At 62.2% G+C, this 24,390-nt stretch carries 25 protein-coding genes and 1 tRNA gene; 14 read left to right on the top strand and 12 right to left on the bottom strand.

All coding sequences use genetic code 11. From position 1 onward, the window contains the following. Positions 1-154 precede the first annotated feature (154 nt). From NCR40_RS02765 to NCR40_RS02755, 3 genes are all read left to right on the top strand, one after another. The gene (locus NCR40_RS02765) at positions 155-1,096 is read left to right on the top strand and encodes a CysB family HTH-type transcriptional regulator (protein ID WP_250463500.1); all 942 of its coding nucleotides are present in this window, start codon (positions 155-157) and stop codon (positions 1,094-1,096) included. A 63-nt stretch (positions 1,097-1,159) separates the two neighbouring features. Beyond that, a complete protein-coding gene (locus NCR40_RS02760) occupies positions 1,160-2,320 on the top strand; it encodes an ABC transporter substrate-binding protein (protein WP_250508654.1) in 1,161 nt (386 codons plus the stop codon). Between the two features lie 104 nt (positions 2,321-2,424). Beyond that, positions 2,425-2,509: transfer RNA gene (locus tag NCR40_RS02755), tRNA-Leu, on the top strand. A 68-nt stretch (positions 2,510-2,577) separates the two neighbouring features. Here NCR40_RS02755 and NCR40_RS02750 read toward each other — a convergent pair. Together NCR40_RS02750 and NCR40_RS02745 are read right to left on the bottom strand one after the other, a co-directional pair. After that, entirely contained in the window at positions 2,578-2,736 is a 159-nt protein-coding gene (locus NCR40_RS02750) for a hypothetical protein (RefSeq protein WP_250463495.1), read from the bottom strand. Next, entirely contained in the window at positions 2,721-3,236 is a 516-nt protein-coding gene (locus NCR40_RS02745; protein ID WP_250508653.1) for a hypothetical protein, read from the bottom strand. The genes NCR40_RS02750 and NCR40_RS02745 overlap by 16 nt, the downstream gene beginning before the upstream one ends. A gap of 279 nt (positions 3,237-3,515) precedes the next feature. Between NCR40_RS02745 and NCR40_RS02740 the strand changes: the two genes are divergently transcribed. The 4 genes from NCR40_RS02740 (at position 3,516) to NCR40_RS02725 (ending at position 7,747) form a co-directional block, all read left to right on the top strand. Continuing rightward, complete coding sequence (locus NCR40_RS02740) at positions 3,516-5,762, top strand: hypothetical protein (RefSeq protein WP_250508652.1); 2,247 nt, start codon at positions 3,516-3,518, stop codon at positions 5,760-5,762. Between the two features lie 71 nt (positions 5,763-5,833). Then, positions 5,834-6,550: a pseudouridine synthase gene (locus NCR40_RS02735; RefSeq protein WP_244827240.1), complete on the top strand. Its 717-nt coding sequence runs from the start codon at positions 5,834-5,836 to the stop codon at positions 6,548-6,550. A gap of 40 nt (positions 6,551-6,590) precedes the next feature. Further along, positions 6,591-7,448 (top strand): alpha/beta hydrolase, encoded by an 858-nt coding sequence (locus NCR40_RS02730; protein WP_250491900.1) that lies wholly within the window; start codon positions 6,591-6,593, stop codon positions 7,446-7,448. A 122-nt stretch (positions 7,449-7,570) separates the two neighbouring features. After that, positions 7,571-7,747, top strand: coding sequence for a hypothetical protein (locus tag NCR40_RS02725; protein ID WP_244827238.1), 177 nt, complete (start codon positions 7,571-7,573; stop codon positions 7,745-7,747). Here the strand turns inward: NCR40_RS02725 and NCR40_RS02720 are convergent. Next, the gene (locus tag NCR40_RS02720; protein WP_250508744.1) at positions 7,744-8,739 is read right to left on the bottom strand and encodes an NAD-dependent epimerase/dehydratase family protein; all 996 of its coding nucleotides are present in this window, start codon (positions 8,737-8,739) and stop codon (positions 7,744-7,746) included. The two genes, NCR40_RS02725 and NCR40_RS02720, sit on opposite strands and share 4 nt — an antisense overlap. 95 nt (positions 8,740-8,834) lie before the next feature. Between NCR40_RS02720 and NCR40_RS02715 the strand changes: the two genes are divergently transcribed. The 3 genes from NCR40_RS02715 (at position 8,835) to NCR40_RS02705 (ending at position 11,777) form a co-directional block, all read left to right on the top strand. Then, positions 8,835-9,866 (top strand): CDP-6-deoxy-delta-3,4-glucoseen reductase, encoded by a 1,032-nt coding sequence (locus NCR40_RS02715; RefSeq protein WP_244827237.1) that lies wholly within the window; start codon positions 8,835-8,837, stop codon positions 9,864-9,866. A gap of 307 nt (positions 9,867-10,173) precedes the next feature. Then, positions 10,174-11,358, top strand: a complete 1,185-nt coding sequence (locus tag NCR40_RS02710; RefSeq protein WP_250491899.1) for an acetylornithine transaminase — start codon at positions 10,174-10,176, stop codon at positions 11,356-11,358. Next, on the top strand, positions 11,355-11,777 hold the full coding sequence (locus NCR40_RS02705) for a GNAT family acetyltransferase (protein ID WP_244827235.1): 423 nt from the start codon (positions 11,355-11,357) through the stop codon (positions 11,775-11,777). The genes NCR40_RS02710 and NCR40_RS02705 overlap by 4 nt, the downstream gene beginning before the upstream one ends. 68 nt (positions 11,778-11,845) lie before the next feature. Here the strand turns inward: NCR40_RS02705 and NCR40_RS02700 are convergent, their stop codons facing one another. The 7 genes from NCR40_RS02700 to NCR40_RS02670 all read right to left on the bottom strand — a co-directional run bounded on the left by NCR40_RS02700 (position 11,846) and on the right by NCR40_RS02670 (position 18,831). Then, positions 11,846-12,550 (bottom strand): ABC transporter ATP-binding protein, encoded by a 705-nt coding sequence (locus tag NCR40_RS02700; RefSeq protein ID WP_370652081.1) that lies wholly within the window; start codon positions 12,548-12,550, stop codon positions 11,846-11,848. A 17-nt stretch (positions 12,551-12,567) separates the two neighbouring features. Further along, the gene (locus NCR40_RS02695; RefSeq protein WP_244827233.1) at positions 12,568-13,344 is read right to left on the bottom strand and encodes an ABC transporter ATP-binding protein; all 777 of its coding nucleotides are present in this window, start codon (positions 13,342-13,344) and stop codon (positions 12,568-12,570) included. A 15-nt stretch (positions 13,345-13,359) separates the two neighbouring features. After that, positions 13,360-14,529: an ABC transporter permease subunit gene (locus tag NCR40_RS02690; RefSeq protein ID WP_244827232.1), complete on the bottom strand. Its 1,170-nt coding sequence runs from the start codon at positions 14,527-14,529 to the stop codon at positions 13,360-13,362. Between the two features lie 24 nt (positions 14,530-14,553). After that, a complete protein-coding gene (locus tag NCR40_RS02685; protein WP_244827231.1) occupies positions 14,554-15,504 on the bottom strand; it encodes a branched-chain amino acid ABC transporter permease in 951 nt (316 codons plus the stop codon). Between the two features lie 254 nt (positions 15,505-15,758). Next, positions 15,759-16,988, bottom strand: a complete 1,230-nt coding sequence (locus NCR40_RS02680) for a branched-chain amino acid ABC transporter substrate-binding protein (protein ID WP_250508651.1) — start codon at positions 16,986-16,988, stop codon at positions 15,759-15,761. Between the two features lie 416 nt (positions 16,989-17,404). Continuing rightward, positions 17,405-18,373 (bottom strand): 4-hydroxy-3-methylbut-2-enyl diphosphate reductase, encoded by a 969-nt coding sequence (ispH, locus tag NCR40_RS02675; protein WP_244827229.1) that lies wholly within the window; start codon positions 18,371-18,373, stop codon positions 17,405-17,407. Positions 18,374-18,375: 2 nt separating this feature from the next. Beyond that, positions 18,376-18,831 carry an FKBP-type peptidyl-prolyl cis-trans isomerase gene (locus tag NCR40_RS02670; protein WP_250508650.1) on the bottom strand — a complete coding sequence of 152 codons (456 nt, stop codon included), beginning with the start codon at positions 18,829-18,831 and terminating at the stop codon, positions 18,376-18,378. A 194-nt stretch (positions 18,832-19,025) separates the two neighbouring features. Between NCR40_RS02670 and radC the strand changes: the two genes are divergently transcribed. From radC to nadB, 4 genes are all read left to right on the top strand, one after another. After that, positions 19,026-19,772, top strand: coding sequence for a RadC family protein (radC, locus tag NCR40_RS02665; protein ID WP_250463474.1), 747 nt, complete (start codon positions 19,026-19,028; stop codon positions 19,770-19,772). 250 nt (positions 19,773-20,022) lie between these two features. Further along, positions 20,023-20,256 carry a 50S ribosomal protein L28 gene (gene rpmB, locus NCR40_RS02660; RefSeq protein WP_008351171.1) on the top strand — a complete coding sequence of 78 codons (234 nt, stop codon included), beginning with the start codon at positions 20,023-20,025 and terminating at the stop codon, positions 20,254-20,256. An 11-nt stretch (positions 20,257-20,267) separates the two neighbouring features. After that, positions 20,268-20,435, top strand: a complete 168-nt coding sequence (gene rpmG / locus NCR40_RS02655) for a 50S ribosomal protein L33 (protein WP_007180630.1) — start codon at positions 20,268-20,270, stop codon at positions 20,433-20,435. A 191-nt stretch (positions 20,436-20,626) separates the two neighbouring features. Further along, a complete protein-coding gene (gene nadB, locus NCR40_RS02650; RefSeq protein WP_250508649.1) occupies positions 20,627-22,225 on the top strand; it encodes an L-aspartate oxidase in 1,599 nt (532 codons plus the stop codon). A gap of 19 nt (positions 22,226-22,244) precedes the next feature. Here the strand turns inward: nadB and nadC are convergent, their stop codons facing one another. Both nadC and nadA read right to left on the bottom strand, forming a co-directional pair. After that, complete coding sequence (nadC, locus tag NCR40_RS02645; RefSeq protein WP_250508648.1) at positions 22,245-23,126, bottom strand: carboxylating nicotinate-nucleotide diphosphorylase; 882 nt, start codon at positions 23,124-23,126, stop codon at positions 22,245-22,247. Next, positions 23,123-24,250 (bottom strand): quinolinate synthase NadA, encoded by a 1,128-nt coding sequence (nadA, locus tag NCR40_RS02640; RefSeq protein WP_250463466.1) that lies wholly within the window; start codon positions 24,248-24,250, stop codon positions 23,123-23,125. Before nadA ends, nadC begins: the two co-directional genes overlap by 4 nt. Positions 24,251-24,390: the final 140 nt, after the last annotated feature.

Here is a 24,390-nt window from a genome sequence, read left to right as displayed (position 1 = left end):
CGACGCTTAATTCATTAGCTAATGACAAAAACAGATATGGATATTGGAAAAATTGGACTGATAGTAATAAACCTGCTATATATTGCAAACGACTTAAAACTTACTTTGATATGCCCTCAGGTAATAACGAAAGGGCAAAAAACGAAGGCACCACATGAATCTGCACCAGTTCCGCTTCGTCCGCGAGGCCGTGCGGCAGAACTTCAACCTGACCGAGGCCGCAAAGGCTTTATTTACCTCGCAGCCGGGCGTGTCGAAAGCGATCATCGAGCTCGAGGATGAACTCGGCGTCGAGATTTTCACACGCCACGGAAAGCGTGTCAGATCGCTGACCGAGCCGGGGCGCATCATTCTCGCATCGGTCGAAAAGATTCTGCAGGAAGTGGAAAGCCTGAAACGCGTCGGCAAGGACTACGCGGCGCAGGATCAAGGCAATCTCGTCATTGCCGCCACGCACACTCAGGCGCGCTACTCGCTGCCCTCGGCTATCGCGGAATTCAAGAAGCGCTTTCCCAAGGTGCATCTTTCGATTCTGCAAGGCAGCCCGACGCAAGTCGCGGAAATGGTCATCCACGATCAGGCGGATGTGGCTATCGCGACGGAAGCCATCGCCAACTATAAAGAACTGATTTCGCTGCCCTGCTTCCAGTGGCAGCATCTGGCCGTCATGCCGGCCGATCATCCGCTGCTGGAACGCAAGCTTCTCACGCTCGACGATCTGGTGCAGTACCCGCTCATCACTTATGAAGCGGCGTTTGCCGGCCGCAGCAAGATCAATCAGGCGTTTGCGTTGCGCAATCTCACGCCGGATATTGTGCTCGAAGCCATCGACGCCGATGTCATCAAGACTTATGTCGAACTCGGGCTCGGCGTGGGAATCATGGCGGACATCGCGTTCAATCCGGAGCGCGACAAGCATTTGCGCGCGATGCCGGTTGGCCACTTGTTCGGCACGAACGTGACGCGGCTTGCGCTCAAACAGGGCGCGTACTTGCGCAGCTATGTTTATACGCTCGTCGAACTGCTGTCGCCGTCGATGAATCGCAAGCTGATCGAGCAGGCGCTTTCGGGCGACCACGAAAGCTACGAACTCTGATCGCCACTAGTCTTGAGTAATAGAGACGCAGAAGAACCCATCACCCTCCTGGAGAGCTTTTCGATGAAGTTGTCGATGTTCACGCGCCGGCTCATGGCCGGCGTTGCCTTGTCCGCGCTGGCCGCTGCCGCGCACGCGCAACTGAAAGTAGGCGTGGACCTGTCGAGCACGGGCCCCGCCGCGACCATCGGCATCACCAGCAAGAACGCGATGTTGATGTGGCCGAAAATCATCGCCGGGCAGAACGCGGAGTACATCATCCTCGATGACGGTTCGGACCCGGGCGTGGCCGTGCGCAACATCCGCAAGCTCATCACCGAGGATCGTGTCGATGTGATCGTCGGCCCGAACATCACGCCGGCCGCGCTCGCGGCGCTCGATCCCGTGGCGGAATACCAGACACCGATGATCACGCTGATCGGTTCGGCTTCGGTGGTCGAGCCGCAGGAAGGCAAGAAGGTCTGGGCCTTCAAGATGGCGCAGACCGACCGCGCCATGGCCGACGTGATGACGCGCTACATGGCGAATCATGGCGTGAAGACGGTCGGTTTCATCGGCTTCGCGGATAGCTACGGCGACAGCTGGTTCAACGAGTTCAACAAGTTCGCGGAGTTGCGTCACATCAAGATCGTCGCGAGCGAGCGCTTCAACCGGACCGACGCGAGCGTGACGGGGCAAATTCTCAAGCTGATGTCCGCGAAGCCCGATGCGGTGCTGATCGCGGGCGCGGGCACACCGACCGTTTTGCCGCAGCGCACGCTGGTCGAGCGCGGCTACAAGGGCGCGATCTATCAGACGCACGGCATTGCGACGCCGGAGTTCATCAAGCTGGGCGGCAAGGATGTGGAAGGCACGCTCTTCCCGACGCAGCCCGTGGTCGTCGCGCGCACGCTGCCGGCCGATCATCCTTCGAAGAAAGCGGCGCTGGCGTTCGTGAGCGCTTATGAGGAAAAGTACGGCAAGGGCACCGTGACGCAATTTGCCGGCGATGCGGCGGGCGTGTACCCGCGTTTGCAGGATGCCGTGGCGCGCGCGCTCAAGACCGCGAAACCGGGTACGAAAGAATTCCGCGTGGCTTTGCGGTCGGAACTGGAGCACGCGCATGAGCTCGTCGTGCCGAATGGCGTCGTGAACACGAGCGCGACGGATCACGTCGGGCTGGATCAGCGCGCAAGCGTGATGGGCGTGATCAAGGACGGACAGTTCACTTATTTGAGTCAGTGAAGGCGTGCTTGCGGGCGGCTTGTCGAACCGGCTTGCCCACGGCGGATTTTTGCGCCATAATCGCGGACTCGATTTGCTGCTCCTCGCGAGTGGCAATTTCGAAGGCCCAGGTGGTGAAATTGGTAGACGCAGGGGACTCAAAATCCCCCGCCGCAAGGCGTGCCGGTTCGATTCCGGCCCTGGGCACCAGAAATTCATGAAAAAGCCGCTCTTTTTAGAGCGGCTTTTTTGCGTTTGAGGCGACCGAGGCATAGCGTCTACAGCCTGAGACTGTCCTCGAGTTTCGCTTGCGCGCGTTCTGCCATTAGCCTCCGGTTGAGCCATTTGAGATATTGCGGCAAGGCGAAATACGCGCCGCCGCACATCACGACTACGATTCCGTACTCCTTGAAGAATCCAATTACGAGGTCCAGCATTTTTCCACCTCTGCCTTGTGATATGTCAAAGACATTGAAATTAGGTAGTAGGACAAAGCGTCCAGCAAAGGATGAAGCACGATCAACCCTTTGACATCCTCACTGAATGAAGCCAGTAGCAAGTATATCCACAGAAGAACCCCGCCTAGCGAGGCGAAAATTCCCAGATTCGCAATAAATATCGCCTGCCGAAAATGCCTATATAGCTGCCGTCCCGCAGTCACTTCAAGCAAGTCGTGTGGCAACGCAGTCACCGCAAGATTCAAACTGATCCCCGACGCGACAAGCGAGATTGGAAAGAACTCGCTCTGATCCGACTGCCTCATCGCGACACGTAACAAGTATTCGATCACGCCCATGAAGATCGGCAGAAGAATAACCAACTGCCGCGTCGTCGATTCGAAACCGCTGGATTTCATCGTCGTGCCCGCTCGTTTGCATTGACCGCCAATTTCGCCGATGCCGCGTGCATCGGGTAGTCGGCCAATCGGCCAGGACAAGATCGCTAATTACCTGTTTTATGCGGCGCAACGCACATATTCAGCCTTCAAACTCCGCGTTTTCCCCTACACGATCATTACGCCTATGTGCGCAATCGCGTAGACGCGTTTCACCAGGAGTCGCAAAAATAGGCTCCCGCTCGGCATTCAGGACTCCGGCGCAGGGTGCATCGCGAGGATGCGTGCCTGCGCAGGCGACCGCTTTCGGCTTCCTTAGGAGTTCCGATGTCGTGACCCGCCCGCGCCATGTGTCGGGCCACAACTCCAATAGGGTGCGACATGAACCGACCAGAATATTCGCTCACGCTCGATTCGGTGATTTGCCGCCGCTGTAACGCCGTTTCGCGCGCAGAGGAAGAAACGTGCCCTTCTTGCGGGTCCGATCGGCAGGGCGCGATCTTCACGACGCGATCCGATCCTGTCGCGCCCATTGCATCCGCGGCGCCCGCGGCCGCCGCTGCCGCCGCGCCGATGCCGGGGCAACTCGACATCACCGATCTGCGCGATACGGGCTGGCTGACGCGTCTCGTTCGTCGCAGGATGGTGACGTCCTACCCGAGTCTTGCCGAGCCGGGCGACCTGCCGCCCGAGGCCGAGCGCAAACCGGCGAGGAAGGGACTGGCGGTGCTCATTGGCGGCGTGGTCGCGGGACTCGCCGCGGGCGGATACCTTTACGTGCAATCGGACGGAGGCGTCGTCACGGCGAACCGGCCGGTGATCAGCGCGGCTGGATCGATTGGAAATGGTGCGTCGGCGGCGCGCGGCGTGGGCGACGAGAAGCGTGCCGGACTCGACCAATCGAGAGCGGTCGCGGAACAGGCGCGCACGCTGGCATCGGCTGACGACGATGCGAAACGTGTTCGTGCAGATGACGCGCAAAGGCTTGCTAGTCGCGCGAATCCGGCCGATGCGAGTTCGCGTCGGGCACCCGATGCATCCTCTGCGGGCGGTTCCGTGGCGATTGCCGGCGTGACAGCGAGAGCGTCGGCGACACCGTCGGGCAATCGGCCTACGGCGACCGCAATGGCCGATCATCGTGCGACGAACGCCGGGCTTGGGAATTCGACGGTTGCGAAGCCCGCAATGGGAACGGAGCCGAAATCCGCTGCTCTGGCCCTGGCGTCGACGAGTCAGGCTCCGCAGTCCGCGACTACGCCGGTGGTGAAAACCGCATCGATCGCCGATGCGGGTGTGTCGACGGGCCCAGTGGTATCGCAAAGCAAGCCGTCGGCGGGTGGCGGCACTGTTTCTGCGCAAACGCCGGCAGCTTCCGCGCTTGGCGCATCGCAGAACAAGGCTTTGGCGTCGAATGCGGCTGGTGCTGGTGACGCCGGTGCATCGACGGTGAAACCGGCATCGCCCGGCAATGCCACGATGGCGAGCGGCTCATCGAACAAGGCCCCCGCGAACAATGCGATCGGCACACGGGAAGCAGTCGCGGCCGGTACCGATGGCAAGAAGAATGTGAACGCAGCACAACCGGCAGCGCCTTCGCTCGCCGCTCACAGCGCGCCTGGAACGGTCGCGTCGCCTGCGACGCAGACGGCGGCGAACTCGAAGCCTGAGAATGGCTCGACGTCATCGAAACCGGCGACGCAGACCGTAGCGGGCGGCGCCACCTCGGCGGATGCTTCGCGGGGCAACGCGGCGGCATCGAACGGCATTGCATCGACGACTGCAAAGCCGGTGATGCAGACCGCGGCCGCTAGCGCCAACACGCCCGATACGTCGCGAAGCAACGCGACGACATTGGCAGCTTCAAAGACCGCATCGCCAAGCGCGAAGCCGGCTGTGCAGATCGCAGTCGCCAACGCGCCCGAAGCCTCCCAACACAGCCCGGCAGCCGGAAACGCAGCGCATCCCGCCCCGACCCCTCTCGCATCGACACAAGTTGCCGCGACCGTCATCGCGCAGGACGCTTCCCGCAACCACGCGACCACGTCGGCCGCGAACGCATCCGCCGCTCCATCACCGAAGACAGCATCGATCGCCGCCAAACCCGCCGATACCCATCCGCCGCAAGAATCACCCGCCGTGGCCCGCAACATCGCCGCCGTCCAGCAGGCGCTCGCCAATCGCGACCTGGCTGCCGCCCGCCGCAACCTGCGCGTCCTCGCTTCGAGCCAATCGCGCAACCCGGAAGTTCAACAACTCGCAGCCGATGTCGCCCGCCAGGAACGCGCCCGCGACAGCGCCGTGGCAAGCGCCCGCTCGTGCCCGTTGAACAAGGACCCGTCCTGCGCGGTCCGCAATGCCCGGCGCGCCGTGGCGCTCGATCCGCGCAACGCGCAAACGCAAGCAGTCCTGCGCCACGCGACGGCCGCGCAATACGAAGCGAACATCGCCTACTTCAGTCAAGGCGCGGCCATCCCGGCGCCCGCGGTGCCCGCGATGACCTTCGATGGCCGCTGGAGCGTGGGATCGCACCACGCGCCCGTGACGAGCCTCGCGGAAGACCGTTCCAACGCGACGCTCTTCGGCTGGGGCGTGCCGACGGTGGCGAAGGGTCGCGGCGACGCGCATTGAGCAACGGCGGAGACAATCGCTCGCAAGCCCCCGCCGCTTGCTAGAATCGCCGCTTCAACTCCGCCTATCCGATGGACCTCGAAACCCTCCTCTTCTCCCAAGGCTTCGGGTCGCGCCGCCAATGCCGCGGACTCGTCGCCGAAGGCCGCGTATGTATCGGTGGCGATGTTTGCGCCGATCCCCACGCGAGCATTTCCCTCACGCCATCGCCCGAATTCGAAGTGGACGGGCACGCCTGGACGTATCGCGAGAAAGCCTACATCGCGCTGAACAAGCCGCCCGGCTACGAATGTTCGCGCGATCCGCAACATCACCTGAGCATCTTTCACCTGTTGCCGCCGCAGTTGATCGAGCGCGGCGTGCAGCCCGTCGGCAGGCTCGATCAGGACACCACCGGCCTGCTTCTGCTCTCCGATGACGGCGCCTTCGTGCATGCCTTCACGTCGCCCAAGCGCAAGGTGCCGAAGCTGTATCTGGCGACGACGCGTCACCCCATCGACGATGCACAACTCGCGCGCCTCGTCGAAGGCGTCCTGTTGCACGGCGAGACGAAGCCGAGCGCCGCGCTCGCGGCCACGCGACGCGACGAACATCTGCTCGAACTCACCGTGCAGGAAGGCAAATACCATCAGGTGAAGCGCATGGTCGCGGCGGCCGGCAACCGGGTGGAGAAACTGCATCGCGAGCGCGTGGGCGGTTATGCTTTGCCTGAGTCCCTGGCCGAAGGCGCGTGGCGCTGGCTCGACGAGACCGATCTCGCCGCGCTGCGGGACTCACGCACGTCATAGCATCGGCTGCGCGCCGATCACTTTCAGGGTCGACGACATCATGCAACTCGCGGCGAGACGGCGCTTCATCACTCTGGCACTGGCGGCGTGCGCTGCGGGCTTCGGTCCGTCGCGCGCGTGGGCAACGGCAGTCACGGCCGCGTCCGATGACGAAGAACTCGCCGACGGCCTGCCCTACGGCCCGACTTCGCGGCAACGGCTCGACGTCTACGCGCCCGAAGAGGCCTCGCAACATGCGCGTCCGGTGATCGTGTATTTTTACGGTGGAAGCTGGCAAGCCGGCCAGCGCGCCGATTCGCGCGGCGTGGCGGACGCGCTCGCGCAACGCGGCTTCGTCGCGGTGACGCCGGATTACCGCGTGTATCCGGAAACCGTCTTCCCTGGCTTCCTTGCCGATGCCGCCGCTTCGGTGCGCTGGGCGCGCGATCACGCGCATGAGTTCGGCGGCGACCCGGAGCGCATCTTCGTGATGGGACATTCGGCGGGCGCGCATATCGCGGCGATGCTCGCCACCGACGGCCGCTATCTGCAAGCGCAAGGCATGGCGAAGGAATCGTTGCGCGGCATGATCGGGCTCGCCGGGCCGTATGTCGCCATTCCGTCCGAGCCGCACATGGGCGACATCTTTCCGGCAGCGGAGCGCGCCGAAACGCTGCCGATCGACTTCATTTCCGGCAACGAGCCGCCGATGCTTCTCGCCACCGGCACCGCCGATAACGTCGTCGATCCGCGCAACAGCGAGCGCTTCGCCGCGGCGTTGCGCGCACACGACGATAGCGTCGAGCTCAAGCGCTATCCGGGCTACGACCACGGGCGCATCGTCGATGCCTTCACCGCGTCGGCACACGCAAATTCCCCGGTTCTGGCCGATGTCGCCGCGTTTATCGGCGCGCATTGATCCTGCAAATCGGTGTAAGCCCTGAACGCGAGGCGTTGCACCGCAGCATGCTTTCCGGCGTCCGTATTCATATACTCAAAGCACGGACACCAGAATGACTATCAAAAAAGCAGGAGGGCATCATGTTCGCCCACACCACCGTTGCGCTGATCGCGTTCGCCGCACTGAGCGTTGTTCTTATCGGGGCATTGGCCGTCGCCATGCACATGCGGCACAAGTATTCGCCGAATCTGATCGGCGCGTTGATCGGCGCGCTGATGTGCTTCATCCTGCTCGAAACCTTGCCCGCGCTTATCTAGCGGGCCGCGCGCTCGCTTGCCGTCGCGCGCAGGAAGTCGGCCACGGTCGGATAACGCAGCGCGTAACCGAGCTCGCGCTTCAGGCGCGCGTTGGCGAGTCGTCGCGATTCGCGCATGAACGAAAGCGTGACCGGTTCGAGCTGCGTCGCGGCTTCCTCGCGCGAGATGCGCGGCACGCGCGGCAGTCCGTAGGCATCGGCGACGAGATCGAAATAGTCGGCCATGCGCAGGTCCGTATCGTCGGATGCGTTGATGACTCTTTGCGGCCGCATGCGTTCGAGCGCGCGCACGAGGATGGCCGCGAGATCGTCGGCGTGAATGTGATTCGTGTAGACGTCCTCGCTCGCCAGAAGCGCCGGCATGCGCTTCTCGATGCGCGCCACGGGCAAACGATTCGCCGCATAAATTCCCGGAATCCGCACGATCGACACGTGCCAGCCGCTCGTCGCGCCTGCACGCCGCAGTTGCCGTTCCGCCGATACGCGGCGCCGGGCGCGCTCGTTCTCCGGACGCGCGGGCCGTGTTTCATCGATGTGCGCGCCGGCGCAATCGCCGTAGACGCCCGTCGTGCTTGCGTACACGAAGCGCGTGCCCGTCGCGAAAGGGGCGTCGGGTACAATGAACGACCTTCGGACAATGCGCGAACCCGGTTGCATAGGGCCACGCGCGACGGAGCGGCGCGGTGCGCGCAACGCGGCGATGAGCGCACGCGTGCGGGTATCGGCGGCGCCATCGCGTTGCGGCGGCGCGAGATGCAAGACGGTCTTCGCAATACCGGCCAGGCGCCGCAGCGACCGGCGCGCGTCGAGGTCGCCGCCAATGGGCAGCGCGCCCGCGGCACGCAACTCGCCCGCGCGTTCAGGATGATGCGTAAGCGCGATCACGCGCGGCGCGGCGGCGCGGTTTTGCAGAAGCGGCAACGCGCGCATGCCGACATCGCCGCATCCGACGACAAGCACGCGCGAGCGGCGCAAAGTTCGAGTGGCGATCATGCCGAGCATTGTATCCGCGGCAGTCATTGTCGACGGCTTCATGGCTCGCGGCATCGCACGGAACACTCCTTCACGAGACAGCAAGAATTCGATCTATGGCTTTCAATGTAACGCTCCGGCAAAGCGGCCGGCAGTTTCAGGTGGAACCCGATGAACCGGTCCTGACGGCCGCTTTGCGCCAGGGTATCGGTCTGCCTTACGGGTGCAAGAACGGCGCGTGCGGCTCCTGCAAGGGGTCCGTGGTCCAGGGCGAAATCGAGCAGGCGCCGCATTCCTCGTCCGCGCTCTCGAACGACGAAAAAACGCGCGGCATGGCGCTCTTCTGCTGCGCGACCGCGCAGACCGATCTCACCATCGACGTGCGCGAAGTCGCGGGTGTCGGCGACGTGCAGGTGAAGAAGCTGCCCTGCCGCGTGAACGCGCTCGAACGCAAGGCCGACGACGTCATCGAACTGAAGCTGCAACTGCCCGCCAACGAACGTCTGCAATATCTCGCGGGGCAGTACATCGAATTCATTCTGAAGGACGGCAAACGTCGCAGCTATTCGATGGCGAGCCCGCCGCATCACGAAGGCCCGCTCGAACTGCACGTGCGTCACATGCCCGGCGGCACGTTCACGGACCACGTCTTCGGCGCGATGAAGGAACGCGACATCCTGCGCTTCGAAGGTCCGCTCGGCACGTTCTTTCTGCGCGACGAATCCGACAAGCCCATCGTGCTGCTCGCGTCGGGCACGGGCTTCGCGCCGATCAAGGCGATCATCGAGCATGCGGTGTTCAAGAACCTCAATCGCCCGATGACGCTCTACTGGGGCGGCCGTCGCAAGAAAGACCTCTACATGATGGCGCTTGCCGAGCAATGGGCGCGCGAAGTGCCGAACTTCAAGTTCGTGCCGGTGCTCTCCGAACCCGACGCCGACGACGCATGGACCGGCCGCACGGGCTTCGTTCATCGTGCTGTCATCGAAGATCTGCCAGACTTGAGCGCTCATCAGGTGTACGCGTGCGGCGCGCCGGTGATGGTGGAATCGGCGCAGCGCGACTTCACGTTGCATCATCGCTTGCCGGAAGACGAGTTCTATGCGGATTCGTTCACGAGCGCGGCGGATCTCGCGCATCCGGTCTGAATCGCCAAAGGTGCCAGCCTGCGAACCTGCGCGCGGATAAAAATTCGCGCGCACGGTTTACAGGCGGGAACTTGATAACGTATCCTTCGCGAATGAACTCGATCCTGATTCACCTTCGCGCACTTCGACGTCGCCGCTCGCCGCTTCCCTAGGGATGCCGCTGGCTCGTCACGCATTTGCGCGCAAAGGTTCGGTTTGTTCAACGCGCAAGAAATGAAGCCACGGATATCCGTGGCTTTTGTTTTTTTCGGCTCGCCGTTCTTCTCGCTTCCTTTCCTTCGTCACTGCTTTCGTGGAGCCTGCTGTCATGAATTTCAATGAGTACCCCGTCGATTCGCTGATGTACATCACGAACCGCCCCGAGATCGTGTTCACGCACGGCAAAGGCTCCTGGATTTACGACAACACCGGCAAGCGATATCTCGACTTCATTCAGGGCTGGGCTGTCAATTCGCTCGGCCATTGCAACGAAGGCATGATCGAAGCACTGGAAAAGCAGGCGCGCACGCTCATCAACCCGTCGCCCGCGTTCTACAACGCGCCTATGGCGCAGCTCGCGGGTCTGCTCACCGCCAACAGTTGCTTCGACAAGGTGTTCTTCGCCAACAGCGGCGCGGAAGCCAACGAAGGCGCGATCAAGCTCGCGCGCAAGTGGGGACGCAAGTTCAAAAACGGCGCGTATGAAATCATCACGTTCGACCACAGTTTCCATGGCCGCACGCTCGCGACCATGTCGGCAAGCGGCAAGCCGGGCTGGGACACCATCTACGCACCGCAAGTGCCGGGCTTTCCGAAGGCCGATCTGAACGACATCGCATCGGTGGAAAAGCTCATCACGGAAAAGACCGTCGCCGTGATGCTCGAACCGATTCAGGGCGAAGGCGGCGTGATTCCGGCCACGCGCGAATTCATGCAGCAATTGCGCGATCTGACGAAGCAACACAACCTGCTCTTGATCGTCGATGAAGTGCAAAGCGGATGCGGCCGCGCGGGAACGCTCTTCGCCTACGAACTGTCGGGCATCGAGCCGGACATCATGACGCTCGGCAAGGGTATTGGCGGTGGCGTGCCGCTGGCAGCGCTCCTTTCGACGGCGGCAATCGAATGTTTCGAACCGGGCGATCAGGGTGGCACCTACAACGGCAATCCGTTGATGACGGCAGTGGGTTACTCGGTGATCTCGCAACTCGTCGCGCCCGGCTTTCTCGAAGGCGTGCGCGAGCGTGGCGAATATCTGAAGTCCGAGTTGTTGAAGCTGTCCGCCGAGCGCGGCTTCAAGGGCGAGCGCGGCGAAGGTTTGTTGCGCGCGCTTCTGCTCGATAGCGACAAGGGTCCGCAGATCGTCGAAAAGGCGCGTCTGTTGCAACCCGACGGCCTGCTGCTCAACGCCGCGCGTCCGAATCTGTTGCGCTTCATGCCCGCGCTGAACGTGACGAAGGACGAGATCGACCAAATGCTGAAAATGCTGCGCACCGTGCTGGATGCGCTGTGATCATCCGTACGTTCGATGCAAGCGATCGCGAAGCCGTGATCGCCCTGTGGCGCGATGTCTTCCCCGAATACGCGGATGCATCGCGGCCGCAGCGCGATCCGGCATTGTCGATCGCCAACAAGATGAGCACGCAGCCGGAGTTGTTCTTCGTCGGAACGGTCGAGGACCGCGTGGTCGGCACGGTGATGTCCGGCTATGACGGTCATCGCGGCTGGGTTTATTCGCTGGCCGTGGCGCCCGCGTTACGCCGGCGCGGCTATGGCGCAACGCTCATGCGCCATGCCGAAGAAGCGCTCGCGGCACGCGGATGCCCGAAAGTGAATCTGCAGATACTCGCGGTCAAAACCGAACTGCGCGGCTTCTATGAAAAGCTCGGGTATCGGATGGATGAAGTCGTGAGCCTCGGCAAGCGGCTTTAAACGTCTCTATAACGCGACTATAAAAAAAGCCCTTCCGTGGAAGGGCTTTCGAACGACTCAAGCACTATTCACTCGCCGAGATACGCGGCACGCACCTTCGGATCGTCGAGCATGATCTTGGCGTCGCCGGACATGGTGACCACGCCCGAGTCCATCACGTAGCCGCGATTCGCCGCCTGCAACGCCAAACGCGCGTTTTGTTCGACGAGCAACACCGTCAGCCCTTCCGACGAAATCTCGCGCACCACCTCGAAAATCTTCTCGACCATGATGGGTGAAAGACCCATCGACGGCTCATCGAGCAGAAGCAGTTTCGGACGCGACAACAACGCGCGCGCCATGGCGAGCATCTGCTGTTCGCCGCCCGACAGCGTGCCCGCATATTGCGATGCGCGCTCCTTCAGACGCGGGAAGAAGCCGAACATGCGGTCGGTGTCCTTCTGAATCTGGTCGGCGTCGTTGCGCAGATAGGCGCCCATCTGCATGTTTTCCAGAATCGACATGCGCGCGAAGATGCCGCGGCCTTCCGGCACCATGGCAAGACCGCGCTTGAGCAACTCGTGCGTCGGCACGCCACGGATCGACTGACCCATGTATTCGATGTCGCCGCCCGAATACGGCTTGAGACCGGTGATGGCCTTCATCGTCGTGGTCTTGCCGGCGCCGTTCGCGCCGATCAGCGTGACGAGTTCGCCCTGTCCGACTTCCAGATCGACACCCTTAACCGCCTGGATGCCGCCGTAGTTCACCTGCAAACCCTTGACCTTCAACATTGCGCTTGGCGTCGCCATTAATGCACCCCCGCACCCAGATATGCCTCGATCACCTTCGGGTCCTTCTGCACGTCCTGCGGCAGACCCTCGGCGATCACCTTGCCGTAATCGAGCACCGTCATGCGGTTGCACAATCCCATCACGAGTTTCACGTCGTGTTCGATCAACAGAATCGTCTTGCCGTCGCTACGGATCTTGTCGAGCAGACGCGTAAGCTCCACTTTCTCCGTCGCGTTCATGCCGGCGGCCGGTTCGTCGAGCGCAAGCAGCTTCGGATCGGTCGCCAGTGCGCGCGCGATTTCCAGACGCCGCTGGTGGCCGTACGACAGATTGCGCGACGTGTAATCGGCGTATTGCAGCACGCCCACGTATTCGAGCAGCTCGAGCGCGCGCTCCTTGATCTCGCGCTCTTCGCGCCGCTCGGACGGCGTCTGAAACACCGCGCCGATGAGACCGTGCTTCGTGCGCACATGGCGTCCGACCATCACGTTTTCGAGCGCGGTCATGCCGCCGAAGAGCCGGATGTTCTGGAACGTGCGCGCAATGCCAGCCTTCGCCACCTGATACACCGCCGTCGGCGTATAGGCTTCGCCATCGAGCTTGAACACGCCCGAATCCGGCGTGTAAAGACCCGTGATCACGTTGAAGAACGTGGTCTTGCCCGCGCCGTTCGGACCGATCAGACCGTAGATTTCGCCCGCCTTGATTTCGAGGCCGACATCCGACAAAGCCTGCAGCCCGCCGAAGCGCTTGTTGACGCCCTTCACGGACAGTCGCGTTTGCTTTTCGCTCATCTTTGAGTTCCCCGTTTAGGCGCGCACTGGCTTCTTGCTGCCGCGCTTCGCGATCTTCGCGATCTTGTCTTCGTGTTTCGGGGCCGGCCACAGGCCTTCCGAGCGATACAGCATGATCAGCACCATCGCGAGACCGTAGAGCAACTGGCGGATGACTTCGGTATCGACGATCTGATGACCGAAGATCGCGTTCTGCAGCGGACCCATGGTCGAGCGCAGGAATTCGGGGAACACGGCAAGCAGCACCGCGCCGAGAATCACGCCCGGGATATGGCCCATGCCGCCGAGCACCACGCACGCCAGCACGACGATCGATTCCCAGAACGTGAACGATTCTGGCGACACGAAGCCCTGGAACGCGCCGAACATCGAGCCCGACAGACCGCCGAAGGACGCGCCCATCGCGAAGGCCAGCAGCTTTACGTTACGCGTGTTGATGCCCATTGCCTTGGCGGCGATTTCGTCTTCGCGGATAGCGGCCCACGCGCGGCCGATACGCGAGTGCTGCAAGCGCGTACACACCCAGATCACCAGCAACGCGCCGAGCACGAAGAGGTAGTAATACATGTACACGGACGGAAACTTCATGCCGAAGAACGTGTGCGTCTGCGAGAGGTTGAAGCCCGCGACGGTCACGGGGTCGATACCGGTGATGCCCTTCGGCCCGTTCGTGATGTTGATCGGACGATCGAGGTTGTTCATGAAGATCCGGATGATCTCCCCGAAGCCCAAGGTCACGATGGCGAGGTAGTCGCCGCGCAGACGAAGCGTCGGCGCACCGAGCAGCACACCGAAGGTCGCGGCCAGCGCCATCGCGCACGGCGCGATGATGAGGAACGGCACGTGCAGACCGCCCGGCGCGAGATGCGCGATCCACTCGAACTGCGAGGTCAGTTGCGGCGACGACAGCAGCGCTGCGACGTAAGCGCCGACCGCGTAGAACGCGATGTAGCCCAAATCGAGCAGGCCGGCGAAACCGACCACTACGTTCAGGCCCAGCGCGAGCATCACGTAGAGCATCGCGAAGTCGAGCACGCGCACCCAGTAGTTGCCGCCTGCCGCGCCGATGATCATCGGCGCCGCGATCACGAGCACCGTGGTGATGACGCCGACCACCAGCTTGCGGGTCGCGTTTTTCTCGGGAATGAGCGTCGTGGACGGCTCAATCGGTTGAATCGAAGTCATATTTTTTAGCTCCTCACGCGAGGGTTAAGCGCGATCCGCGACACGTTCGCCGAGCAGACCCGACGGACGGAACACGAGCACGATGATCAGCACGATGAAGGCGAACACGTCTTGATAGTTACTGCCGAAGACGCCGCCTGTCAGGTTGCCGATATAACCGGCGCCCAACTGTTCGATGAGACCCAGCAACACGCCCCCGACCATCGCGCCGCCCAGGTTGCCGATGCCGCCCAGCACCGCCGCCGTGAACGCCTTGAGACCGGGGATGAAGCCCATGTAGAAGTGCGCGTTGCCGTATTCGGAGGCGATCATCACGCCGGCGAGTGCGGCAAGCGCCGAGCCGATCATGAAGGTCGCGGAAATCACGAAGTTCGGGTTCACGCCCATCAGCGATGCAACGCCTGGGTTCTCGGCGATTGCGCGCATGGCGCGGCCGAGCTTGGTCTTGTGCACGAGAAGGAGCAAGCCGCCCATCACGAGGAACGCGACCACGATGATGACGATTTCGGTCATCGAGATCACCGCGCCCGGACGGGTTTCGTCGGCGGCGATGACGTTGATCGGATCGGTCGGCAGCAACTGCGGAAACGCGAGGGGATTGCGGCCCCAGATCATCATCGCGAGCGTCTGCAAGAGAATGGACACGCCGATCGCGGTGATCAGCGGCGCAAGACGTGGCGCTTTACGAAGCGGACGGTACGCGACCTTTTCGATCGTGTAGCCCACCACCGCGCAGACCACGGCGGCAATGACAAGCGCGATGGTCAGCATGATCGGCCCGGGAATGCCCGGAGCGTGATTCTGCATCACGCCGATGGCCGACAGCGCGACCATGGCACCCACCATCAGCACGTCGCCGTGCGCGAAGTTGATGATGCCGAGAATCCCGTACACCATCGTATAGCCCAGTGCGATGATGGCGTAAATGCTGCCAAGCACCAGACCGTTGAGGACCTGCTGGATGAAAATATCCATATAACGCTCCTTAGCCCCGTGCGACCGGATTACGTCTTTATCACCGGCCGATAAACCGATGTGAAGCGAAATCTGGAGCAGCACTGCGCGTACTGATTAAAAAAACCGGTAAGGTTAATCGCCCGGGTCCCGCCTGCTGCCGGATCTGGCTGCAAACGTCTCCGAACGGTTTTCACGGAAGTCTTACTCCCATCCACTGCCACGAAGCCATGAGAACGGCGCTCAACGCGCGACGCCGCTTTCACACATCTCGCTTACTGCTTGACTACGTCCAGCACGTCCTTCCTTTTGTCCTTGAACTCGTAGAGCGTGATGGCGCCCGCCTTGAGGTCGCCCTTGTCGTCGAATGCGATATGCCCGGTCAGACCGTTGAAGTCCGTCGTGGCGATCGCCGCGAGCACCTTGGGCGCTTCGATTGAATTGGCGCGCTTCATGGCATCGATGATCACGTACATCGCGTCGTACGTGAACGGCGCATAAATCTGGACCGGCGCATGAAAGCGCGCTTCGTACTTCTGCGCGAAGTCGGCGCCCTTATCCATCTTCGAAAGCGCGAGCCCCGCTTCCGAGCAGACGATGTTCTGTACGGCGTCGCCCGCAAGTTCCACGAGCTTGCTGGTGCAGAGTCCGTCGCCCGCCAGAATCTTCGCCTTGATGCCGAGCGCCGCCGCTTCCTTCGCGAATGGCCCGCCCGTTACGTCCATGCCGCCGTACATCACGACATCCGGCTGGATGCGTTTGATTTTCGTGAGGATCGCCTTGAAGTTGCGCGCCTTTTCGCTCGTGGCTTCCCGGGCGGCAAGCTTCGCGCCGCCGGCCTGCGCCGTCTTCGAGAATTCATCGGCAAGGCCGCGGCCGTAGGCGCTGGCGTCGTCGACCACCACGATTCTCTTCGCGTGCAGCGTCTTGATCGCGTAATTGGCCAGCACGGGGCCTTGCAGCGCGTCGGTCGCCACGACGCGAAACGTCGTCTTGTAGCCTTGCTTCGTGTATTCGGGATTGGTCGTCGACGGCGAAATTTGCGCGATGCCCGCATCGCTGTAAATCTTCGAAGCCGGAATCGACACGCCGGAGTTCATGTGGCCGATCACCGCGACCACATGGTCGTCGACTAGACGCTGCGCGGCTTCGGTGCCCACGCGCGGATCGGCTGCATCGTCCTGGCTGTCGAGTTCGAGGCGAATGGAGCGCCCGTCGATCGTCAAACCCTGCGCGCTGATCTCTTCGAGTGCGAGTCGCGCGCCATTTTCATTGTCCCGGCCGAGATGTGCCTGCAATCCGGTAAGCGGCGCGGCGTGACCAATTTTGACGACCATTGCTTCGCTCGCGGCGGGGGCTGCCGCGGCCGACGCTGCGGCAGGTGCGGACACCGCGCTTGCCGCCGATGCCGGTGCGCTCGCTTCGCCCTCGCCCTTTTTGCCGCATGCGGTTGCCATTGCAACCGCAGCCGCGATGGACACGGCGTAAGCAAACTTGAATCGCATCAAATAGGTCTCCTGCGCCTTTCAAAACCGTTGCCGAGAGACCCCTCCGAGCCCAAGACGGGCGCATTGTAACGCTAAATATGAGACAAGCAATATTCTTGTGTGGCGGGGTTTTCCAGCATTGCAACCCGTTTTTTTTGACGATTTTCCGGGCAAGTCGCAACCGGGTTGCGATTCGTTTTTGTGCAGCAGTTGCACCATAACGGGAACGGGTTTATTCGGCGCGTTGAAGCGTTGACGTTTGCGCCCTTGCAGCGAGGGGAAACCCTTAAATTTTCACCGAACAAAAGTCGCCCCAAAATAGTGCTTGCCGCTTGGGTCTTATGTCGGCCCAAGTAGTTCCGTTCTTGAGCAAAAGCGTCCACGCGAAACGAAAAAAAGCGCCCGTAGGCGCTTTTTCGAAAGAACTATCTAACTCATTGCGGCAAGGTCAGCCCGCGCGGCAGCGGAAACGCGATGGTTTCCTCGATTCCCTCGAGCGAACGCACGTTGCGCACACCGAGCTCACGCAAACGGGCGATTACCGCCTGCGCCAGCACTTCCGGCGCCGATGCGCCCGCCGTCACGCCGATACGCTTCTTGCCTTCCACCCAGCGCGGATCGATCTGCGTCGGCGAATCGACCATATAGGCCGGGATGCCGCGCTTCTCGGCCACTTCGCGCAGACGGCTCGAATTCGAACTGTTCGGGCTGCCCACGACGATCACCACGTCGCATTGCGGCGCGAGGAACTTCACCGCGTCCTGACGGTTTTGCGTCGCGTAGCAGATGTCCTGCTTCTTCGGCTCCTTGATGGCCGGATACTTGGTCTTCAACGCGTCGATGATGGCGAAGGCGTCGTCGACGGACAGGGTTGTCTGCGTGACATAGGCAATGCGGTCAGGATTGGGCAGATCGAGCTTCAGGACGTCTTCGATATCCTCGACGAGATGCATGCCCTCGCCTGACTGACCCATCGTGCCTTCGACTTCCGGATGGCCCTTGTGGCCGATCATCACGATGTCGAAGCCTTCCTGGCGCATTTTCGCGACTTCCATGTGCACCTTGGTCACGAGCGGACACGTGGCGTCGAACACGCGCAAACCGCGCGCTTCGGCTTCGCCGCGCACCGCTTTCGAGACGCCGTGCGCGCTGAAGATAAGCGTGGCGCCTTCGGGCACGTCGTCCAGTTCCTCGATGAAAATGGCGCCCTTCTTGCGCAGGTCCGACACCACGTAGGCGTTGTGGACGATTTCATGCCGCACGTAGATGGGCGCGCCGAACAGCTTGATGGCCCGCTCGACGATTTCGATCGCGCGATCCACGCCGGCGCAAAAGCCGCGCGGCTGCGCGAGCAGGATCTCGACGTCGGTATCGATCTCGTTGAGGCTTTCAGTCAGGCTCATGGCTACAGAATTCCGATGATTTTCACTTCGAAGGCCAGCGACTGGCCGGCGAGCGGGTGATTGAAGTCGAAAAGCGCCGACGTCTCGCCCACTTCCTTGAGCACGCCCGCGTAGCGCCCACCGTTGGGCGCGTTGAATTCGACGAGATCGCCGGGAGAAAAATCCTCACCGATCATGCTGTTTTCGCGCAGCGTCGCGAGCGACACGCGCTGCACGAGCTCCGGATTGCGCGGCCCGAACGCTTGCTCCGGCGTTAGCTGAAAGGTCGAATGGTGGCCGACCTTCATTCCCAGCAGAATCTCTTCCAGTGGCGGCGCGAGTTGGTCTGCGCCGAGCAGGAGGGTCGCGGGCTTGTCGGTGAACGTGTTGACGATGTCGGCGCCATCGGCCAGTGCGAGCCGGTAATGAAGCGTGACATGCGAACCGGGTTTCACCTCGGAGATATCGATGATGCTCATGAGTATTGGCTGTGACGGTTCAGTCGGAAGCGGGACGTGCGCCTGGCGCGATACTTCGGGCCGCGTGGCGGGGCGGAGCGCGCGCCGAAACCGCTATTGTAAGACAGAGTTGGGAAGCGCCGCGCTTCGCTCGAGCGGCGTAAGTGCGGTGTATCTCGCAAAAATACAGCCTTAAGATGGCCTCAGGGGAAGGAATGTCCGCCAATTTCGAGATTCTGATGCGTGAAATGGAAGCCGGCCCCGCGCTGCCGCAGCCCGTTTCCGTTCTGCCAATTTCCCAGTGGGACAAGACGGACAAGCCGCGCGAGCGTCTGTTGCAGTCCGGCGGCGACTCGTTGAGCGACGCCGCGTTGCTCGCCGTATTTTTGCGCACAGGATTGCCGGGCAAAACGGCAGTCGATGTGGCGCGTGCGCTGCTGCGGCGCTTTGGCTCGATTCGCGGCGTGCTCGACGCGTCCGCGCTTCAGCTCCAGGAAGAGCGCGGCGTCGGCGAGGCGCGCGCGGCCACGCTTTTGGCCGTGTCGGAACTGTGTCGACGGGCGCTCATCGAGAAGGCGCGCGAACGCATGCTGCTGAACTCGCCGGGCGCGGTGGAAGACTTTCTGCGCCTGAGAATCGGCACTCAGCCTAACGAACTTTTCCTGTGCATCTATCTCGATGCGCGGCATCAGCTGATCGATGCGCACGTGGAAGCGAGCGGCTCGCTCACGCGGGTGGCGGTGTATCCGCGCGAGATCGTGAAGCGTGCCTTGCATCTGAACGCGGCGGGGCTGATCGTGGCGCATAATCATCCGTCTGGCGGCGTGGAGCCTAGCGCGAACGACAAGAAGCTCACCCGCACGCTGCAAGATGCGCTGAATCTCATCGACGTGAAATTGCTCGATCACATGGTGGTCGCGGGCAATGAGATTTTTTCTTTCGCGCGTGAGGGCTGGCTTTAGATTTGACCCGAAGCAGTCGAGGTTGACTAAGATGAGGACGAACGGGCTTGATATTGCTACGTTTTTCCTGCTAGAATCCACGATTCGTTTTCTCAACCCACCTGTTTCGGGCTTACGTCGTCCTCATTGGCATAACCGTGCTGCCAACTCCCCGTTCAAGGCAATCGGGCGAATTTGAGGTATCGATTGCGGGATTCCCCCAAAATCGAGCGTTTGACTTCCGGACTCAACGTGTTTTAGGAGTGTCCTCATGGCACGCGTATGCCAAGTAACTGGGAAAGGCCCGATGTCGGGCAACAACGTTTCCCACGCAAACAACAAGACCAAGCGCCGTTTCCTGCCGAACCTGCAGAACCGCCGTTTCTTCGTTGAAAGCGAAAACCGCTGGGTGCGTCTGCGCGTCTCGAACGCCGGCCTGCGCCTGATCGACAAGAACGGTATTGACGCCGTGCTCGCAGACCTGCGCGCACGCGGTGAAATCTAAGGAGCACGCACATGGCCAAGGGCGCACGCGACAAGATCAAGCTGGAATCGACCGCAGGTACGGGTCACTTCTACACGACGACCAAGAACAAACGCAACATGCCGGAAAAGATGCTGATCAAGAAGTTCGATCCCGTCGTCCGCAAGCATGTTGAGTACAAGGAAACCAAGATCAAGTAAGCGCTTGATATTGAGAGCCTGACAAAGACACGAGAAGCCCCGCACACGCGGGGCTTTTTGTTTGTGCGCGCGATTTTTCTTCTTTCGCTTTCACACGTTCGCGCGCGGGTTATCCGTGCCGGTTGGGTGGCGAGCGCGTTATGCTTGCCGGCTTGCAGTCATAAAAAGCACATAGACGGAGATCGAGCAGCATGAATTTCGATGTAGCGATCGTGGGAAGCGGGCTCGCAGGCTTGAGCGTGGCGTTGAACCTGGCCGAAACGCGGCGCGTCGCGATCATCGCCAAGCGCGCGGTGAGCGTCGGCGCGAGCGACTGGGCGCAAGGCGGCATCGCGGCCGTGCTGGATTCGGCGGACAGCATCGACAATCACGTGCGCGATACGCTCGTCGCGGGCGCCGGACTTTGCGACGAAGCGGCGACGCGCTTCATCGTCGAAAACGGGCGCGCGGCAATCGAATGGCTGATCGCGGAAGGCGTGCCCTTCACGCGCGATGTCTCCGCGGAACTCGGCTTCCATCTGACGCGCGAAGGCGGCCATAGCCATCGGCGGATCATTCATGCCGCGGATGCCACCGGCCACGCAGTCGTCACGACGCTCAACGAGCGCGTGCGCAATCATCCGAACATCACGGTTCTCGAAGACCATACCGCGATAGATCTGATCACGTCCGACCGGCTCGGCTTGCCGGGGCACCGCTGTCATGGTCTCTACGCGCTGGATCTCGCGAGCGGACGAACCGTGACGATTCAAGCGCCGCACACCGTGCTCGCCACGGGCGGCGCGGGCAAGGTCTATCTGTACACGACGAATCCCGACACGGCCACCGGCGACGGCATCGCGATGGCGTGGCGCGCGGGCTGCCGCGTCGCCAACATGGAGTTCATCCAGTTTCATCCGACTTGCCTGTTCCATCCATACGCCAAGTCGTTCCTGATCTCCGAGGCCGTGCGCGGCGAAGGCGGCGTAGTGCGTCTACCCGACGGCACGCGCTTCATGCCCGCGCACGACGAACGCGCCGAACTCGCACCACGCGACATCGTCGCGCGCGCGATCGACTTCGAAATCAAGAAGCGCGGCATCGATTGCGTCTATCTCGACATCAGCCATCAGCCGCGCGCGTTTCTCGAAGAACATTTCCCGACGATCCTCGCGCGTTGCCGCGAATTCGGCATCGATATCGCGAAGGAGCCGATTCCCGTCGTGCCCGCCGCGCATTACACCTGCGGCGGCGTCGTGACGGACCTCGCGGGCCGCACGGATCGCGCGGGACTTTATGCGGTCGGCGAGACGTCGTACACAGGTCTGCATGGCGCGAACCGGCTCGCCAGCAACTCGCTGCTCGAATGTCTGGTGGTCGGGCGCGCGACGGCCGAGGCGATCGAGACGGAAGGTTATTCAGCGGGCTGCCATGCGCCGCTGCCCGACTGGGACGAAAGCCGCGTTTCCGATCCGGACGAAGAAGTCGTCGTCGCGCACAACTGGGACGAGTTGCGGCGGCTGATGTGGAATTACGTGGGCATCGTGCGCACGGACAAGCGGCTGGCTCGCGCGCAGCATCGGCTTGCGCTTTTGCGCGACGAAATCCACGAGTACTACGCGAACTTCAAGGTCAGCCGCGATTTGCTGGAACTGCGCAATCTCGTGGATGTGGCGTCGCTGATCGTGGAAAGCGCGTGCTCGCGACGCGAGAGCCGCGGGCTGCACTTCAGTCGCGACTGGCCGGCGACTTTGCCGAAAGCGCTTCCGACTGTGTTGATGCCGCCGGCGGCGAGGCGGCGCGCGGTTTAGATGTCGACGCGCAGCAAGCTTACTCTTCGATCAAACGCATCGAAAAATCCGTTGCCCGCACGTCCTTCGTCAATGCGCCGATAGAGACGCGGTCCACGCCCGTCTCCGCAATCGCCCGCACGGTCTCGAAATTCACGCTGCCCGAGACTTCGAGCAGCGCCCTTCCCGCCGTCCCGCGCACGGCTTCGCGCATGGCGTCGAGCGTGAAGTTGTCGAGCAACACAGATTCCGCGCGATGCGCCAACGCGGTTTCAAGCTGCGCCAGCGTTTCCACTTCGATCTGAATGGGCACGCCCGCGTCGAGCGCGAGCGCGGCGTCCATTGCAGCGCCGACGCCGCCCGCCGCCGCGATGTGATTTTCCTTGATCAGAATGCCGTCGTAGAGTGCGAGCCGCTGATTGGCGCCGCCACCCACGCGCACCGCGTACTTCTGCGCGAGCCGCAAGCCGGGCAGCGTCTTGCGCGTGTCGAGGATGCGCGCCCGCGTGCCTTCGATGGCATTGACATAACGGCGCGTCGCCGTTGCCACGCCCGACAGCAATTGCAGGAAATTGAGGCCGTTGCGCTCGGCGGTCAGAAGCGAACGCGCCTGGCCGCGCAGCAAGACGACCGGCGTATTCGCCGTCATGCGCTCGCCTTCGCGATACCGCCATTCGACTTCGATGCTCGGATCGACGCGACGCATCACCTCGTCGAACCACGGCGCGCCGCACAGCACCGCCTCTTCCCGCACGATGATGCGCGCCGTGCGACGTGTGTCTGCTGGCACGAGACGCCCCGTATGATCGCCGCTGCCGATGTCCTCGGCGAGCGCATCGGCGACATTGCGGGCGAGCGCGGCATCGAACGCTTCGCCGTACTGCGCGCGGATCTCCGCGAATAAAGGCGAGTGGTTCGTCATGCGGGCCCCACGTTCGAGAACAACGTTTGATCCTTCGCGAGATCGCCGCTCGCCTGCACACGCTTCTTGTGACGCGCGGCGAAGTCGAGCATGCGGTCGATCGGCACGCGCGCGCGCCCGGCAATAGCCGCATCGACGTGAATCTCGTTGTGGCCGCGCTCGAGCACATCGGCGAGATTGGCGAGGCCGTTCATCGCCATCCACGGACAATGCGCGCAGCTCTTGCACGTGGCGCTATTGCCGGCGGTCGGCGCTTCGATGAAGGTTTTGCCGGGCGCCGCGAGCCGCATCTTGTGCAGGATGCCGAGATCGGTCGCGACGATAAAGCGCTTTGCGTCGAGCTTGACGGCCGCATCGATCAGCTGCGTGGTCGAACCGACGACGTCCGCCAGTTGCACGACGCCTTCCGGCGATTCCGGATGAACGAGAACCTTCGCGTCCGGATATTCGGCGCGCAAAAGATCCAGCTCGATGCCTTTGAACTCGTCGTGCACGAGACACGAACCTTGCCACGAGAGCATGTCCGCGCCGGTCTTCTTCTGGATGTAGTTGCCGAGATGCCGGTCCGGCGCCCACAGAATCTTCTCGCCGCGCGCGTGCAGATCCGCGACGATTTCCAGTCCGATCGATGAGGTGACCATCCAGTCCGCGCGCGCCTTCACGGCCGCGCTAGTGTTCGCATACACGACGACCGTGCGGTCCGGGTGAGCATCGCAGAAAGCGGAGAATTCGTCGGGCGGACAGCCGAGGTCGAGCGAGCAGGTGGCGTCCAGATCGGGCATCAACACGCGTTTGCCGGGGCTCAGGATCTTCGATGTCTCGCCCATGAAACGCACGCCCGCGACGACCAGTGTCTTCGCGGCGTGATCGCGGCCGAAACGGGCCATTTCGAGCGAATCGGCGACGCAACCGCCCGTTTCATCGGCGAGTTCCTGGAGCTCGGAGTCCACGTAATAGTGCGCCACCAAAACCGCCTCTTCCCGATGCAACAGCGCACGGATTCGCGCCTTCAATTCGCGCTTCTCTTCGGCGGACGGCGCGTTGGGAACACGTGCCCACGCCTCGCCTACGCCGCACGTCAGGCCATGCGGCCGGTCGTATTCGACGCTCCTGATCGCTTCCATTGTTTCTGTCTCCTGTGTCCGCGCGAGTGTCGTGCCGGCGCTGACTCGTATCGATGCGCTGCCCGGCCACGCTGCAAACCCAGCGCCGCGACAAAACGCGAAATCCGCCGCCCAAAAACAAAGACCCCGCCAGAGCGGGG

The sequence above is a fragment of the Caballeronia sp. GACF4 genome (assembly GCF_023631025.1).
In the GTDB taxonomy this organism is placed as follows: domain Bacteria; phylum Pseudomonadota; class Gammaproteobacteria; order Burkholderiales; family Burkholderiaceae; genus Caballeronia.
Note: the sequence above shows the minus strand (reverse complement) of the source record. Positions and strands in the feature narration are given on the sequence as shown.

Coding starts and splice junctions, on each gene's coding strand:
- ispH (WP_244827229.1), bottom strand. CDS start 18,373: ATGAGCCTGACTGAAAGCCTCAACGAGATCGATACCGACGTCGAGATC.
- NCR40_RS02760 (WP_250508654.1), top strand. CDS start 1,160: ATGAAGTTGTCGATGTTCACGCGCCGGCTCATGGCCGGCGTTGCCTTG.
- NCR40_RS02730 (WP_250491900.1), top strand. CDS start 6,591: ATGCAACTCGCGGCGAGACGGCGCTTCATCACTCTGGCACTGGCGGCG.
- NCR40_RS02690 (WP_244827232.1), bottom strand. CDS start 14,529: ATGACTTCGATTCAACCGATTGAGCCGTCCACGACGCTCATTCCCGAG.
- nadC (WP_250508648.1), bottom strand. CDS start 23,126: ATGACGAACCACTCGCCTTTATTCGCGGAGATCCGCGCGCAGTACGGC.
- radC (WP_250463474.1), top strand. CDS start 19,026: ATGTCCGCCAATTTCGAGATTCTGATGCGTGAAATGGAAGCCGGCCCC.
- nadA (WP_250463466.1), bottom strand. CDS start 24,250: ATGGAAGCGATCAGGAGCGTCGAATACGACCGGCCGCATGGCCTGACG.
- NCR40_RS02715 (WP_244827237.1), top strand. CDS start 8,835: ATGGCTTTCAATGTAACGCTCCGGCAAAGCGGCCGGCAGTTTCAGGTG.
- NCR40_RS02695 (WP_244827233.1), bottom strand. CDS start 13,344: ATGAGCGAAAAGCAAACGCGACTGTCCGTGAAGGGCGTCAACAAGCGC.
- nadB (WP_250508649.1), top strand. CDS start 20,627: ATGAATTTCGATGTAGCGATCGTGGGAAGCGGGCTCGCAGGCTTGAGC.
- NCR40_RS02710 (WP_250491899.1), top strand. CDS start 10,174: ATGAATTTCAATGAGTACCCCGTCGATTCGCTGATGTACATCACGAAC.
- NCR40_RS02670 (WP_250508650.1), bottom strand. CDS start 18,831: ATGAGCATCATCGATATCTCCGAGGTGAAACCCGGTTCGCATGTCACG.
- NCR40_RS02740 (WP_250508652.1), top strand. CDS start 3,516: ATGAACCGACCAGAATATTCGCTCACGCTCGATTCGGTGATTTGCCGC.
- NCR40_RS02750 (WP_250463495.1), bottom strand. CDS start 2,736: ATGCTGGACCTCGTAATTGGATTCTTCAAGGAGTACGGAATCGTAGTC.
- rpmB (WP_008351171.1), top strand. CDS start 20,023: ATGGCACGCGTATGCCAAGTAACTGGGAAAGGCCCGATGTCGGGCAAC.
- rpmG (WP_007180630.1), top strand. CDS start 20,268: ATGGCCAAGGGCGCACGCGACAAGATCAAGCTGGAATCGACCGCAGGT.
- NCR40_RS02765 (WP_250463500.1), top strand. CDS start 155: ATGAATCTGCACCAGTTCCGCTTCGTCCGCGAGGCCGTGCGGCAGAAC.
- NCR40_RS02680 (WP_250508651.1), bottom strand. CDS start 16,988: ATGCGATTCAAGTTTGCTTACGCCGTGTCCATCGCGGCTGCGGTTGCA.
- NCR40_RS02685 (WP_244827231.1), bottom strand. CDS start 15,504: ATGGATATTTTCATCCAGCAGGTCCTCAACGGTCTGGTGCTTGGCAGC.
- NCR40_RS02720 (WP_250508744.1), bottom strand. CDS start 8,739: ATGATCGCCACTCGAACTTTGCGCCGCTCGCGCGTGCTTGTCGTCGGA.
- NCR40_RS02725 (WP_244827238.1), top strand. CDS start 7,571: ATGTTCGCCCACACCACCGTTGCGCTGATCGCGTTCGCCGCACTGAGC.
- NCR40_RS02700 (WP_370652081.1), bottom strand. CDS start 12,550: ATGTTGAAGGTCAAGGGTTTGCAGGTGAACTACGGCGGCATCCAGGCG.
- NCR40_RS02735 (WP_244827240.1), top strand. CDS start 5,834: ATGGACCTCGAAACCCTCCTCTTCTCCCAAGGCTTCGGGTCGCGCCGC.